10 protein-coding genes are annotated in these 13,898 nt (G+C 71.8%); 7 read left to right on the top strand and 3 right to left on the bottom strand.

Annotated features, from left to right (window positions below):
- Position 1: 1 nt before the first annotated feature.
- The gene (locus BN12_RS00595) at positions 2 to 1,069 is read right to left on the bottom strand and encodes a DUF917 domain-containing protein (RefSeq protein ID WP_048549586.1); all 1,068 of its coding nucleotides are present in this window, start codon (positions 1,067 to 1,069) and stop codon (positions 2 to 4) included.
- Positions 1,070 to 1,359: 290 nt separating this feature from the next.
- Here BN12_RS00595 and BN12_RS00590 point away from each other — a divergent pair, with 290 nt between their 5' ends.
- The 5 genes from BN12_RS00590 to BN12_RS00570 are packed head-to-tail and all read left to right on the top strand — an operon-like array spanning position 1,360 to position 9,999.
- Complete coding sequence (locus tag BN12_RS00590) at positions 1,360 to 3,399, top strand: hydantoinase/oxoprolinase family protein (RefSeq protein ID WP_048549585.1); 2,040 nt, start codon at positions 1,360 to 1,362, stop codon at positions 3,397 to 3,399.
- 5 nt (positions 3,400 to 3,404) lie between these two features.
- A complete protein-coding gene (locus BN12_RS00585; protein ID WP_048555845.1) occupies positions 3,405 to 5,132 on the top strand; it encodes a hydantoinase B/oxoprolinase family protein in 1,728 nt (575 codons plus the stop codon).
- A complete protein-coding gene (locus BN12_RS00580; protein WP_048549584.1) occupies positions 5,122 to 6,333 on the top strand; it encodes a metal-dependent hydrolase family protein in 1,212 nt (403 codons plus the stop codon). Before BN12_RS00585 ends, BN12_RS00580 begins: the two co-directional genes overlap by 11 nt.
- Before the next feature lie 38 nt (positions 6,334 to 6,371).
- On the top strand, positions 6,372 to 7,106 hold the full coding sequence (locus BN12_RS00575) for an HpcH/HpaI aldolase family protein (RefSeq protein ID WP_048549583.1): 735 nt from the start codon (positions 6,372 to 6,374) through the stop codon (positions 7,104 to 7,106).
- A gap of 13 nt (positions 7,107 to 7,119) precedes the next feature.
- Positions 7,120 to 9,999 (top strand): AfsR/SARP family transcriptional regulator, encoded by a 2,880-nt coding sequence (locus BN12_RS00570; RefSeq protein WP_048549582.1) that lies wholly within the window; start codon positions 7,120 to 7,122, stop codon positions 9,997 to 9,999.
- Positions 10,000 to 10,043: 44 nt separating this feature from the next.
- Here BN12_RS00570 and BN12_RS00565 read toward each other — a convergent pair whose 3' ends face one another.
- Positions 10,044 to 10,496, bottom strand: a complete 453-nt coding sequence (locus BN12_RS00565; protein ID WP_048549581.1) for a hypothetical protein — start codon at positions 10,494 to 10,496, stop codon at positions 10,044 to 10,046.
- A 262-nt stretch (positions 10,497 to 10,758) separates the two neighbouring features.
- Between BN12_RS00565 and BN12_RS00560 the strand changes: the two genes are divergently transcribed.
- On the top strand, positions 10,759 to 12,009 hold the full coding sequence (locus BN12_RS00560; protein ID WP_048549580.1) for an alpha/beta hydrolase family protein: 1,251 nt from the start codon (positions 10,759 to 10,761) through the stop codon (positions 12,007 to 12,009).
- 65 nt (positions 12,010 to 12,074) lie between these two features.
- Here BN12_RS00560 and BN12_RS00555 read toward each other — a convergent pair whose 3' ends face one another.
- Entirely contained in the window at positions 12,075 to 12,929 is an 855-nt protein-coding gene (locus BN12_RS00555; RefSeq protein ID WP_048549579.1) for a TIGR03620 family F420-dependent LLM class oxidoreductase, read from the bottom strand.
- A 263-nt stretch (positions 12,930 to 13,192) separates the two neighbouring features.
- On the opposite strand from BN12_RS00555, the gene BN12_RS00550 reads away from it, so the two are divergent.
- A complete protein-coding gene (locus BN12_RS00550) occupies positions 13,193 to 13,699 on the top strand; it encodes a DUF4232 domain-containing protein (protein WP_083454292.1) in 507 nt (168 codons plus the stop codon).
- Positions 13,700 to 13,898 lie beyond the last annotated feature (199 nt).

The following is a 13,898-nucleotide window of genomic DNA, read 5'->3' as shown; positions in this document are numbered from 1 at the left end:
ATCAACCTTCCAGGGAGACGTAGTCGACGTCGTAGCCGAATGCCGAGGGACCGACCACGTCGAGCCAGTCCCCGCGCTTGAGCTCGGGGGCGCACGGGAGAGCGAGGATCCGGACCCGCTGGCCGTAGGCGAGGGTCTCGGTCGTGATGGGCTCGGCCGTCTCATGGTCGAGCATGCAGATGAGGTCGGGAGGAGTGACCACCGGCCGACCGTCCTCGATGGCGAGGAGCAGCTCGTTCTGGATCTCGATCCGCATCGTCCGGGTCGGGTCGGCGAAGTCCTCGATGGTCACCGTGCCGCGCGCGAAGCCCGTCGTGGTGCGCCGGTCGAGGTCGATGATCTTGCCCTCGAACGCGATCCGCCCCCCGGTGAAGGCCAGCAGCCGGTCCCACGCATCCGGCTCCTGACGCTGCACGGCCCTCAGGTGACCGCCGAGCTCGCTGCAGTACCGCATCGACCCCCACACCGCGGCGTCCTTGGCCTGGGCGACCGTCATGGGGTAGAGCGAGACCGCGTTGGCGAGGCCGAGCATCATCGCCGACCCGCGCACGAGCCTCTCCCCCATCTGGTTGCTGACCGTCTCGAAGGCGATCTTGTTGCCCTTCTCGTCGGCCAGGCTCATGGGCGAGGAGCTGAGGCCGGCGAGGGTGAAGCTCGTCATCTCGATCTGGGGGAAGGCACGACGCATCCCGTCGGCGTCGAGGCAGGGCACTCCGAGCTCGGTGGCGACCGCCAACGGGATGAGCGTGTTCATCCCCCCGACCTCGACGGGCATGATCGCCTGGATCTTCCGTCCCATGTAGGAGGACAGGGCCCGCACCGCGTCGGTGAACTCGCTGCCCGAGGGGATCTTCTCGATGATGACGGTCGGTGCTCCGAGGACGGCGACCGTCGCGACGAGCGCGTCGTCGTCGAGCTCGTCCAGCGTCGCGACGTCGATGGGGCCGAAGTCCTCGATGGCCTGCTCGACCATGAGCTTGGCGATGAACGGGTCACCTCCACCCCCGGTCCCGAGGAGCGTGGCGCCGAGCGTGAGGTGGTCCAGGTCCTCTGAGGCGATGCGTCGCATTCGATGGTTCCTTCCTGAGCGGAACGACGTTGGCGGCCACGCTAGGTCTCCCCCTCGGGAGGGCACGATGTGCGGAACGACCCCGGACCTCCAGGCCGGTATGCGATCTGCCCATCCACACGACGAGGGCACCACCGCCATGGTGTCCCTCGTGAGAGTCCGGCGGGACCCGTCGAGCCGACGAGGACGGCACCGGACACCCTCGCACCGCCGACGCGGGGCCCGCCCGAACTGCCCTCCACGACCGCCCACCAGATCACTCGTCCACCACCGCCAAGGGAGAACCGCTCATGGTCACCACCCGCCTCGCCGTCGACGTCGGGGGCACGTTCACCGACGTCGTCCGTCTTGACCCCGACACGGGAAGGATCCTGTTCGACAAGGTCCCGACGACTCCTTCCGACCCGACGCGCGGCGTCCTCGACGCCTTCGCCAAGGTGGGCGCCAGCCCCGCCGACGTCCAGCTGTTCACCCACGGCACGACGCTCGGGCTCAATGCGCTGCTCACCCGGACCGGTGCCCGGACGGCCGTCATCGCGACAGCAGGGTTCCGCGACGTCTACCTGCTCGGCCGGACCGACCGCACCGTGAACTACGACATCACCTACCGGAAGCCCACGCCCCTGCTCGAGCGCTGCGACACCTTCGAGGTCCGGGAACGCAGCCTCTTCGACGGCTCCGTCCACGAGCCCTTCGACGTGGCCGACGCCGAGCGGGTGGCCCGGCTGGTCGCCGACCGCGGGTACGAGGCGGTCGCCGTCGCCTTCCTCCACGCGTATGCCAACCCCAGCCACGAGCTGCGGATGCGCGAGGTCCTCACCCGTCTGGCGCCCGAGGTGGCCGTCACCCTGTCGCACGAGCTGTCGCGGGAGTACCGCGAGTACGAGCGGACGAGCACTGCCGTCATCGACGCCTACATCAAGCCCATCGTCGCCACCTACCTCCACCGGCTCGAGTCGGAGCTGTCCGACGGCGGGTTCGACGGACGGTTCCTCATGACTCGCTCCGGCGGCGGCGCGATGACCGCGGCGGCCGCGCGCGAGATGCCGGTCTCGCTGGTCCTCTCCGGGCCCGCCGGCGGCGTCGTCGGCGCGGCGACCTTCTCCCGCCTCGTCGACGAGCCGAACCTCATCACGATCGACATGGGAGGCACGAGCCTCGACGCCTCGCTGATCCTCGACCACGAGTCGGTCCTCTACCAGGGCGCGGAGTTCGAGCAGATGCCGATCAACATGCCCTCGCTCTACATCCACACCATCGGGTCCGGGGGCGGGTCGATCGCCTGGCTCGACGCGGCCGGCGTCCTCCAGGTGGGACCACAGAGCGCGGGCGCCGCGCCGGGGCCGGCGTCGTACGGCCGCGGGGGCACCGATCCGACCTTCACCGATGCTGCGCTGGTGCTCGGGTACCTCGGCTCGGACGCGGCCCTCGGCGGGACCCTCGCCCTCGACGCAGAGCTCGCCGCCGCCGCGCTTGCACCGCTCGCCGCATCCCTCGGTCTTCCGGTCCCCGAGCTGGCTCGGGGCATCGTGCGGATCTCGACGACCAAGATCGTCGGTGCCGTCCGAGCCATCACCGTCGACCTCGGCCGAGACCCCAAGGACTTCGCCCTGCTGTCGTTGGGCGGTGCCGGCGGATTGGTCGCCGTGGAGGTGGCGAGGGAGCTCGGGATCGGCCGCGTCGTCGTCCCACCGGGCCAGGGCGCCTTCTGCGCGTTCGGCATGCTGATGGCCGACGTCCAGCACGACGTCGCCCGCACGCGAGTCATGCCGCTCGACGACCTCACCGCGGACCATGCCGAGAGCGTCTTCAGCGCCATGGAGGCCGAGGCGAGGGCGCATCTGGAGTCCGAGGGCTTCGCACCGCCCGACCAGACCCACAGGCGGCTGCTCGACGTCCGCTACCTCGGGCAGGAGCACTCGGTCACGATCCCGTATCCCGATGCCGAGAACCCTCGGGAACGCATCGCGGCCGAGTTCGCACGTGTCCACGAGGCCCAGTACGGCCATGTCATGCCCGATCCGGTCGAGGTCACGACGACGCGGGTGCAGGCGATCGGCACCGTCGACAAGCCCACCGTCCCCGAGGGGTCCGGCAGACGACCGGGCGACCCGCTCGTGGCACGGTCCACCCGGTCGGTGTACGTCAGCTCCGACCGGCCGGCCGTTCCGTACCCCCTCCACATACGGGAGTCCCTCGCGCCGGGGGACCACATCGACGGACCCGCCGTCATCGCCGAGCACACCGCCACCACCGTGCTCCACCGAGGTGACCGAGGCGAGGTCGGCGCCCACGGCGAGCTCATCATCCACGTCGCAGCCCAGGAGTGATCACCATGACCGACCCCATCACCACCGAGATCATCCGGTTCGGCATGCTGGCGGCCGCCGAGGAGATGTCCCGCAGCCTGTGCCGCACGGCATACAACACCGTCGTCTACGAGATCCACGACTACGGTCTCGGCATCCACGACGCCGACGGGAACATCGTCGCCGACGCGCCCGGCATCGCGATCTTCACGCGGGCCAACGACTACGGCATCAAGAAGGCTGTCGAGTTCCTCGGCCGCGAGACCTTCGAGCCCGGGGATGTGCTGATCCTCAACTACCCCTACTGGTCCTCGGCCCACACCCTCGACCCCCTCGTGCTCGCGCCGATCCACCACGGCGGCCGGCTCATCGGCTTCACGGCCTGTCGCATCCACGTGCTGGACCTCAAGCAGAAGGACCCCGGCTACGTCCTGGACTCCACGGACATGTACCAGGAGGGCATCTTCTTCCCGGCGACCAAGCTGTACCGCCGCGGCCGGGAGAACGCCGACATCTTCAACCTCATCCGGTTCAACAGCCGGCTTCCGGAGCGCACGATCGGCGACATCCATGCCCAGGTCTCCGCATGCGTCACCGGCGTTCGTCGCATCCAGGAGATCGCCGAGAAGTACGGCACCGACGCCGTCGTCGACGCCATGGCCGCCATCAACGACCACGGTGAACGGCTCGCCCGGCTCGCCCTCCGGGACCTTCCGAAGGGCACCTGGACGGCCCACGACTTCGTCGACGAGGACGGGGTCGACATCGGTCAGCTCGTGCGTATGCAGTGTGCGGTCACCATCACCGACGAGGAGTTCGTCGTCGACTGGACCGGCAGCGACACCGGCGTCAAGGGGCCCATCAACGTCCCCCGTGGTCTGACCGAAGCACTGTCGTGTCTGGTGTTCAAGTCCCTCACCACCCCGGACACCCCGGTCGTCGCGGGCAACTTCCGGCCGCTGCGCGTCGTCACCGAACCCGGCTCGGTCATGCATGCGGTGCCCCCGATGGCGACCTTCACGCTGTGGACCGGACTGCTCGCCACCGACGTCGTCCTCAAGGCCCTCGCCCAAGGGATGCCGGACCGGGTTCCCGCGAGCTCCGGCGGCGACGTCTGCAGCATGATGGGCCTCGGGATCAACCCGCGCACCGGGGAGCAGTGGCTGGAGGCGACGAACGAGGCGGTCGGCTTCGGCGGTCACGCCGGCGGCGACGGCGAGGACGGCATCATGCACATGTCGGAGCCCGGCTGCCGCAACAATCCCGTCGAGGTGCTCGAGACCAAGTCCGCCATGTTCATCGAGCACTACGGCTACCGACAGGACTCCGCCGGTGCCGGCGCGCACCGCGGTGGCGTGGGCGTCGGGCGGGCCTACCGGTTCACCGCGCCGTCGACCGGGATCTGCATGACCTACAAGACGCGGACCCGGCCGTGGGGGATCGGCGAGGGCCGCGAAGCCGACAACAACCACGTGATCATCAACCCGGGCCGACCTGACGAGGTCGTCAAGGGGCCCAGCTACAACCACCTCGCGACGGGAGACGTCCTCGTCAACAACACGGGAGGCGGTGGCGGGTGGGGTCATCCCTTCGACCGTGACCCCGCCCTCGTCGCCCGCGACGTCCGCAACGAGTTCGTCAGCGTGGCGGCGGCCGCCCGGGACTACGGCGTCGTCGTCGATCCGACGACCTTCGCGATCGATTCCGCCGCCACGGCGACGCTGCGACGGACCCGGAGCGGCCATGACGGGTGATCTGCTCGTCACGAACGTCACGGTGTTCGACGGCATCAGCAGCGACCTGCTCGACGGCCCGGTCCTCGTCCGAGGCGGACGCGTCGCCGCGGTCGGATCGGCCGAGGCGCACGACGGCCGGGCCGTCGACGGTCCGGTCATCGACGGCCGGGGCGGCACTCTCGTTCCCGGCCTCGTCGACGCCCATTTCCACGCCTACGGCCACAGCCTCGGGCTCGTCGATCTCGAGGCGCCGCGGCTGAGCTACACGGCGCTCGCCGCGGCGCCCCGGCTCCGGCGGGCGCTGCGGCGCGGGTTCACGACCGTCCGCGACGTCGCCGGGGGTGACGGTGGGCTCGCGCGGGCGATCGGTGAGGGGCTGCTCCCCTCGCCGCGCTATCTGTTCACCGGCCCGGCCCTGTCCCAGACCGGCGGGCACGGGGACGGACGGCACCCGGACTGGGACATGTGTTGTCCCACCGGGCATACCGCAGAGGTGGTCGACGGAGTCGACGCCCTGCGCGTCGCCGTCCGTGACCGGTTCCGGCAGGGCGCCCACGCCATCAAGCTGCTCACGTCCGGAGGTGTCGTCTCGCCCGCCGATCCCCTCCGCGTCGCCCAGTATTCCGCGGAGGAGATCGCGGCGGTGTCCGACGAGGCAGCACGACGTGGCAGCTACGTCGCCGCCCATGCCTACTCCCCCGAAGCGATTCGTCACTCCGTCGAGAACGGTGTCCGGTCCGTGGAGCACGGCAACCTGCTCGACGAGCCGACGGCCGTCTTCATGGGCGAGCGCGGAGCGGCGCTGGTCCCGACCCTGATCGCCTACGACGCGATGGCGCGGCGTGGTGCCGGTCTGGGTATGCCTCGGGTCTCGCGGGACAAGAACCTCGAGGTCCTCGAAGCGGGCCTCACCTCGCTCGAACTGGCTCATCGGGCCGGGGTCACCGTCGGCTTCGGCACCGATCTCATGGGTCCACTCGAGGACGACCAGCTTCTTGGTCTGCGCCTGCAGGCCGAGGCGCTCGGCGTCCTGGAGACCCTGCGCTCGGCGACCTCCCGCAACGCGGCGATCCTGGGGCGCCCTGACCTCGGCCGGGTGGCGGTAGGTTGTGTCGCGGACTTCATGCTCTTGCAGGCAGATCCGTTCGAGGAGCCGTCGGTCCTCTGGCGGGAGGACGCACGGGTCGCCGTCGTCCAAGGCGGCGAGATCCTTGCCTGACGCGTCCCCACCCGATGTCGGCCGATGAACGGAGACCTATGAGCGACAGCGCCGAGACCCTGCGAGCCGCGGCATCCGCGGACTCCGGCCCGCTGCGGGGCCTGTGGCTCACCGTCCTCACGGCCGATGTCGTCGAGGCGGTGCTCACCGCGGGCGCGGTGGTCACCGAGGGGATCGGCTGGATCGGTGTCGACCTCCAGCACGGCGCGCTCGAGGTGTCGGACCTCCCCGGTCTGCTGCGAGTCTGCCGCGTCCCGGTCCTCGCGCGGACGGCCAGTGGCGACCCGGCCCACCTGGCTCGCGTCCTCGACACCGGGGTGGCCGGCGTCATCGTCCCCGGGGTCGGCTCGGGCAGTGAGGCGGCAGCGCTCGTCGCCGCCTGCCGCGTGCCGCCCGAGGGCCGCCGCAGCACCGGCGCCTCGCGCAGTGCGCTCGTCGGAGGCCCCGCACGGCCGCTGCTGCTGCCCATGGTGGAGACTCGAGAGGGCCTCGCGGCCGTCGAGGAGATCGCCGGCTGCGCCGGGATCGACGGTGTCTTCGTCGGTCCCTACGACCTGTCCCTCTCGCTCGGCCGCCCCACGGTGGCCGACCCCGAGGTCGCCGCCGCCATCAGCGCGGTCGCCGCCGCGGCGCGCCGGCACGGCATCCTGGCCGGCGCCTTCTCCGGGAGCCGGTCCCTGGAACCCCTCCTCCCGCCGCTCGACGTCGTCGCCGTCGACACCGACGTGTCGGCACTTCGGCTCGGCCTCGCTGAGCTCTTCGACGCTCCGTGACTACGATTCGGCCGTGGGCAGCCGAGCCGAGAGGGAGGGCGCCGCGTCCTCGCGCACGGTCCTTCGGTTGCGAGATCTGGGTCCGCTCGCCATCGACGTCGAGGCGCAGGGCAGGGTCGTCGGATCCACGCCGGTCGGGGGCCCCAAGCCGGCACGTATCCTCTCGGCCCTGCTGGCCCATGCCAACAGCCGGGTCTCCCGGGACGACCTCGTGGCGGTGGGGTGGGGGGATCGCGCGGCCAGCGAGGTGGCCGGCCCGCTGGAGTCGTTGATCTGGCGCTTGCGCGGTGTGCTGGAACCCGACCATCGACGCGGGACCCCGTGGACCGTGCTCGTCAACGACAGGGGTGGCTACCGCCTCGTCGTGGACCGCGAGCGGGCGGACTCCCTGCGGTTCGCCCAGGTCGCCGAGCAGGGGGACGCCCTGCTCGCCGCCGGTGACACGGAGCGCGCGGTGGAGCGGTATGCCACGGCTCTCGCGCTGTGGCGCGGTCGGCCGTTCGAGGCGATCGCGGATCTGGAGTGGGCGGCCGCGAGCGTCGCGGGCCTCACCGAGCTCCACGCCCAGGTGCAGGAGCAGTACGCCGACGCCCTGTTGAAGGCGGGTCTGGCCGACCGTGCGATGGTCCTCCTCGAGGAGATGACCGCTTCCTCGCCGCTGCGGGAGCGGACCTGGATGCTGCTCATGCTCGCCCGCTACCGGGCCGGCCGGACACAGGAGGCCCTCGCCACGTTCGGCCAGGTGCGGCGGCTCCTGCTGGACGAGCTCGGGATGGAGCCGGGGCCGCTGCTGCGTGAGCTGCACCAGGGCATCCTCAGCCAGGATCCCGCCCTCGGACCCCGACCGGAGGCCCCACGGGCGGTCGACGAACCGTCGAGGCGCGCCGAGCCGGTGTCGATGCACCTGCCCGTCACGCTGACGCCTCTCGTCGGCCGGGAGGAGGAGGTGAGCCGGCTGGCCCGGGTGCTCGGTCGACATCGCCTCGTCACGGTCGTCGGAGCCGGCGGCTGCGGCAAGACGCGGCTCGCCATCGAGACGGCTCGAGCCGCCGGGGAGGCCTCACCGGACGGCGTGTGGCTGGTGGACCTCACCCCCGTCGAGAGCCCGGCCGAGGCGGTGTATGCCATCGCCTCCGCCCTCGGCGTGGCGGCGTCGGTGACGGGAGACGCGCTCGGGATGCTGCGCGGCCACCTGCATGACCGGCGGATCCTGCTCGTCCTCGACAACTGCGAGCATCTGCTGCCCGACCTCGCGACGCTCGCGGTGGAGCTGCTCGGCGTCGCCGGCGAGAGCCGGATCCTCGCGACGAGCCGGGAGCCTCTCGGCATCGCGGGCGAGGTGCTGTGGAGCCTCGCGCCCCTGCCGACCCGGGACACCCTCGGCGAGGGCGGGCCGGAGGCGGGACCGACACCCGCGGCCCGGCTCTTCCACCTCCGCGCCCAGAGCCTGGAGCCGCAGCTCGACCTCGCCGAGGACGACCCTGTCGTCGAGGCCATCTGCGCGGCCCTCGACGGCCTCCCCCTGGGCATCGAGCTCGCGGCGTCGCGGATCCGCAGCTTCGGACCCGAGGAGATCCTCACCCAGATCACCGAGGGCCTCGCGGACCTGTCGCGGGTCGGAGCCGACCGACCGGACCACCACGACACCATCGAGCGCTCCATCGACTGGAGCGTCCGACTGCTCACCGCGGAGGAGAGGATCGCCCACTCCCGCCTGTCGGTCCTGCCCGGCGTCTTCACCATCGACGCCGCCACGGCCGTCGTCGGGGACGACGGCGTCCCACCCGCGGCGGTCCCCCGCCTCGTCTCCCAGCTGGTCCATCGCTCCCTGCTCGACGTCGTCCGGCCCGACGGACCCGACCGGCCCACTCGATACCGCCAGCTGGTGACCGTCCGCGCTCACGCCGAGCGGGCGCTGGAGTCCAGCGAGGGATCCGCGGCCGCCCGCGACCGGCGGGCCGGATTCGTCGCCGGCCTGATGGCCGATCGACCCGTCGCCGACGTCGCGGACACCGGTCCGTGGATCTTCAGGGTGGCCGACAACCACGACACGGTGACGGCCGTCCTCCACCAGACCCTCCTCACCGATCCGGATCCGCTCGGGGTCCGCATCATGGCGACGACGGGGATCTACTGGTACTTCCGCAACCGGATGATCGAGGCGCGCCGCTGGATGACCCTCGCCGTCCAGCAGACGGACGCCGCTCCCCTGGACCGGGCCCTGGCGCAGCTGGGGCTGGCCAGCGTGCATTCCTTCACGGGCCGGTCCGACCTCGCCGAGCCGCTCGTGCGCGAGGCGCTGCGGTGCACGGATCTGGACGACCGCGGCCTGTACCTCCAGATGCTCGTGTCGGTCCGCTGGATCACCCTTCTCCACGAGGGGACCGGGCTGGAGTTCGTCGACGACGTCCTGGCGGATCTCGCGAGGAGCGGGGACGAGCGGGCACGGCTGTATGCGGACCTGCTGACCACCCGGGGCGCCACCCTCGTGGACGGGCCGCGAGCGGTGGCGCCCCGCGCCGGTGAGCTGCTCGACCGGGCCCTGCGCCTGGGCAGCCTGTACGGCGCGTGGCTCGCCGGCCTCATCGGCGTCGTCTGCGCCATCCTCACCAAGGACGTCGCGACGGGCGAGCACCTCATGGGGCAGGTCGACGGCTTCCAGCGCCGGATGGGATCGCTGCCGACCGCGAGCGTCCTCGAGCACTCCGGCGTCCTCGCCGTCCTGGCCGGCGACCTCGATCGCGGAACCCGCCTGCTGGCACAGGCTCGACAGCAGGCGATGCGCGCCGGGACCTCCTGGCCGCACCTCTCGGCCAGCCGTCAGGCCATCCGCGAGCTCACGGGCTGGGAGGACCTCCAGCTGTCCCGGCGCATCGGCACGACCCGCGACTAGCGTGCGCGTCCCGGGCTGCTCGCACCCTGCGCACGGCGAGTGAGCTATGCCCGTCCGCCGTCCAGCAGGCTGAGGTAGCTCACGGGCGGGACCGCCGCCCACCGCGTCGTCGGTCCCCAGCGACAGCACAGCCCGGCCGGCGCCGACCCGTCCGCGAGGAACACGACGAGGAGATACCCACCGGGATGCAGGGCCGCGCCGTCCGGCAGGGGCACCCGGCCCCGGCGCCCGCCCTCGACGAGATGGTCGGCGAGGTCGGTCCACACGGAGGCGGGCAACGGGGACAGCCGCACGAGGTTCTCCACCGGGCGCCATCGCGGTGCCGCGGGGGGACCCGACCAGTCGCATACGGCCCCGTCGAGGACGTCGAGGGCACCGTCGGCGGACAGGTCGCCCAACCCCGCCTCGGCACCGCGCGCAGCGCGGGCATCGGCGAAGAAGGCCGTCACGACGACGACATCGTCGTCGCCGGAGGGTCGGACAGGGGCCATCGTCATCGGGTCACGCCTTCCTGGGATGCGGCCGTGCCATGGTCGGTCGTCCACCTCACGGACGGCTCACATCCGGTGTGCCGGGCCGGACGCACGGGGGATCCCGCGCGTCCGTGTGAGGCGTTTGAGAGGTGGGCTCCCTAGCGTCCATGGCGTTGCCGAGACCCTCAACCAGACCCGGAGCAGACGTCATGAACCGCGTGAACCGACGACACCGTCACCACCTTCCCGGTCCCCGAGCGACCCCTTCCGGACGGAGGCTCTGTCCATGACCCGCACCCTGCACTTCGCGGACGAGCTGTTCGATGCCCAGCTGACGCGCACGGTCGCCTATGCCGCACAGGGCGGCGCGGAGCTCGGCGAGTGTCTTGAGACGGCTCGACGGATCACCCGCGTCGACGCGACCCAGTGGTACGACGAGTGGCTCGCCACCGCCGATCGCCTGGAGCGCATCGCCGTCCAGAGCCTGGCCGACGGGCACCGCGTGAGCGCCCGCGGCGCCTGGCTGCGAGCCTCGAACTACCACCGGACGGCCGGGCTGTTCCTCATCGGCCCGGATCCCCGCTTCGCCGAGAGCATCCGCCGGCAGGCGCACGCCTTCCGTTGCGCCGCAGACCTGTTCGACGTACCCCCGACGCCGGTGCGGATCCCGTATGCCGACACCCACCTTCCCGGGTACTTCTTCCCGACCGTCGATCCCGTGACCGACGATCGACCTCGGCCGCTGCTCGTCGTGACGAACGGCTACGACGGGACCGCCGAGGAGCTGTACTTCGCCAACGCGGCGGCCGCACTGGGGCGCGGCTACCACGTCCTCGTCTTCGACGGCCCCGGCCAGGGGTCGGTGCTCACCGAGCAACGGCTGCCGATGCGCCCGGACTGGGAGGCCGTCATCACCCCGGTCCTGGATCTCGCGCCCACCCTCCCGGGCGTCGACACCTCACGAGTCGCGTTGATGGGCTGGAGCTTCGGTGGCTACCTCGCGCCACGCGCCGCGACGGCGGAGCACCGCCTGGCCGCCTGCATCTCCGACTCCGGACCCTACGATCTGAGAGCGGCGACCCTGGACCGGATCCCCGGACCGCTGCGCCGACGGGTGGTCCACGGCTCCCCCGTCGCGAGGGCACTCCTGGCCCGCATCATGCGTCGGATGCTCGCCAGGCCGACCGCCGGTTGGGGGCTGCGCCGCGGCATGTACGTCCACGGCGTCGACGATCCCCTCGACTACGTCGACCTCACCGCCGACTACACGCTGCGGGGCCACGAACAGCTCATCGAGTGCCCGACCTTCGTGTGCACGACCCAAGGCGACGACGTCGCGAGCCGTGCGGGCGAGCTCGCCGCTGCCCTCGCTGCCCCGCACGAGTCCGTCACCTTCTCCGCCGCCGACGGCGTGACCGGGCACTGCGAGATGTCCGGTCGTGCGGTCTTCCACCAGCGGGCCTTCGACTGGCTCGACGGCGTTCTTGCCGTCTGCGACGTCCGCGCCTCGACGAGCGGCCGACACGTCGGCCGATGACCGCGGACGCCCGGCGGCAGCCTCGGAACCTTGCGGTCATCCATGCCGTGGCTCGGGGGCCGACGTCAGGCCGGGGCTGTGGCCAGGCCCAGCTCGCGGGAGACGGCGCGCAGGACCGGAGTGACGTCGGCGGCGACGGGCTGGACCTGGATGCATACGTGGTCGGCCCCGGCTCGGAGGTGGGCGCGGACGGCATCGGCCAGGTGTGCGGCGTCGCCGTGGGCGACGATCCGGTCGACGAGGTGGTCGCTGCCCGTGCCGGAGACGTCGGCGGCCGTGAATCCCGCACGCTGCATGGTGCCGGTGTAGTTGGCCAGACCGAGGTAGTGGTGCAGGAACGCGCGAGCCGTCCGGCGGGCGGCTGCAGCGTCGGTATCCAGGACGACGGTCTGCTCGGGTGCGACGAGGGCATGCGGGCCGAGCGCGGCCCGCGCCTGCGCCGTCTGTTCCGGGATCGACAGGTAGGGGTGGGTGCCGGCGCTGCGTTCGGCTGCCATCGCGAGCATGCGCGGCCCGAGAGCGGAGAGCACGCGGTCCGCGACGGGAACGCCTGCCTCGTCGAGGACGTCGAGATAGCGGGCCATCGCCTCGAGCGGCCGGGTCCGTTGGGGGGTGGCTTCCCGATGACCGGAGCCGATGCCGAGAAGGAGGCGACCCGGGTGGGTGGCCCGGATCCGGTGGTAGGCGCGGGCCAGCTCCGCGGCGTCGGACTTCCAGATGTTGACGATGCCGGTGGCGACCGTGATGCTCGCGGTCGCGTCCAGGAGCGCCTCCGCCGCGCGCAGGTCCGAGCCCGGCGAACCGCCCTGCCAGACGGTGCCGTAGCCCAGCCCCTCGATGGTCCTGGCGAGCGCCGGGTCGACGTCGGTGACCCCTCGCCACACCCCGACGGTGCCAAGTCGCTCACTCCAGCTCGTCATCGCCCGTTCCGCTCCCGTCCGCTGTCGCACCGTGCCTCGATCTCAATTGCACCACGCACGTCCGCCGCCGGGCGGCCGGGGACGCCGGGCCATCCCCACACGTCCCGCATTCGAGGTATCCGGACAGGTGGTCACCACCGACCCCGACCCGCAGCCGGCGACCTCGCCGTCTGAGGTATGTCCAACCCCCGTTCGACCCACGACGTCCTAGGAAGTGGCGAGCAATCGCCCGCCAGGCACGACCACGAGGGGGTCGATCGAACATGAAGACAACATCACAGGTGGCGACGGCCTGCGCCACCGCCCTGGCAGCCGTCACGCTCAGCGCGCTCCCGGCCCAGGCACACGCAACCATCCCGTACTGCGCCAACTCCGACCTGCGCGCCAGCCTCGTCAACCTCCAGGGCACCGCGGGCAGCCAGGTCGGCGACCTACGGCTCACCAACGTCGCGGCCGGCTCCTGCTGGACGAGGGGATATCCCGGGGTGTCCTACGTCGGCTACGGCAACGGCACCCAGATCGGACGCGCAGCCGCGTGGGACACGGGCACCGTCCGCACCATCACGCTGGCCCCCGGCCAGCACGCCGACAGCCCGATCCGCATGGTCGACGCGCGGAACTACCCCGCCGCCACGTGCCTGCCCACACCCGTCGACGGGCTCCGCGTCTACGTGCCCGGCTCCACCCTCGCGAAATACATTCCGCACCCGACGACAGGCTGCCGGTCGTCGAGCGTGACGACCATCTTCGTCCGACCGCTCACCGGCTGAGAGGCAGCCTCCGGAGCGGGACCGGCCCTGCGGATCGCCGTTCAGGTGAGGCAGGCCGGCTCGGCCGTCGCGCCGTCCGGCTCGGCCCGTCGGGCCACCCGGCTCCGCGGTCGGGCCACCCGGCTCGGTGGTCGGGCCACCCGGCTCGGTGGTCGTCGCCTGCCCCGCCGCTCTATCGGGTCACCCCGAAGCTCTCGCT

Source organism: Nostocoides japonicum T1-X7 (assembly GCF_001046855.1).
Lineage (GTDB): Bacteria > Actinomycetota > Actinomycetes > Actinomycetales > Dermatophilaceae > Nostocoides > Nostocoides japonicum.
This window is presented reverse-complemented; position numbering and strand designations above follow the sequence as displayed.

Bases quoted from the DNA above. Each gene is read 5' to 3' on its own strand.
- BN12_RS00595 (WP_048549586.1), bottom strand. From the start codon at position 1,069: ATGCGACGCATCGCCTCAGAGGACCTGGACCACCTCACGCTCGGCGCC.
- BN12_RS00590 (WP_048549585.1), top strand. From the start codon at position 1,360: ATGGTCACCACCCGCCTCGCCGTCGACGTCGGGGGCACGTTCACCGAC.
- BN12_RS00585 (WP_048555845.1), top strand. From the start codon at position 3,405: ATGACCGACCCCATCACCACCGAGATCATCCGGTTCGGCATGCTGGCG.
- BN12_RS00580 (WP_048549584.1), top strand. From the start codon at position 5,122: ATGACGGGTGATCTGCTCGTCACGAACGTCACGGTGTTCGACGGCATC.
- BN12_RS00575 (WP_048549583.1), top strand. From the start codon at position 6,372: ATGAGCGACAGCGCCGAGACCCTGCGAGCCGCGGCATCCGCGGACTCC.
- BN12_RS00565 (WP_048549581.1), bottom strand. From the start codon at position 10,496: ATGACGATGGCCCCTGTCCGACCCTCCGGCGACGACGATGTCGTCGTC.
- BN12_RS00560 (WP_048549580.1), top strand. From the start codon at position 10,759: ATGACCCGCACCCTGCACTTCGCGGACGAGCTGTTCGATGCCCAGCTG.
- BN12_RS00555 (WP_048549579.1), bottom strand. From the start codon at position 12,929: ATGACGAGCTGGAGTGAGCGACTTGGCACCGTCGGGGTGTGGCGAGGG.
- BN12_RS00550 (WP_083454292.1), top strand. From the start codon at position 13,193: ATGAAGACAACATCACAGGTGGCGACGGCCTGCGCCACCGCCCTGGCA.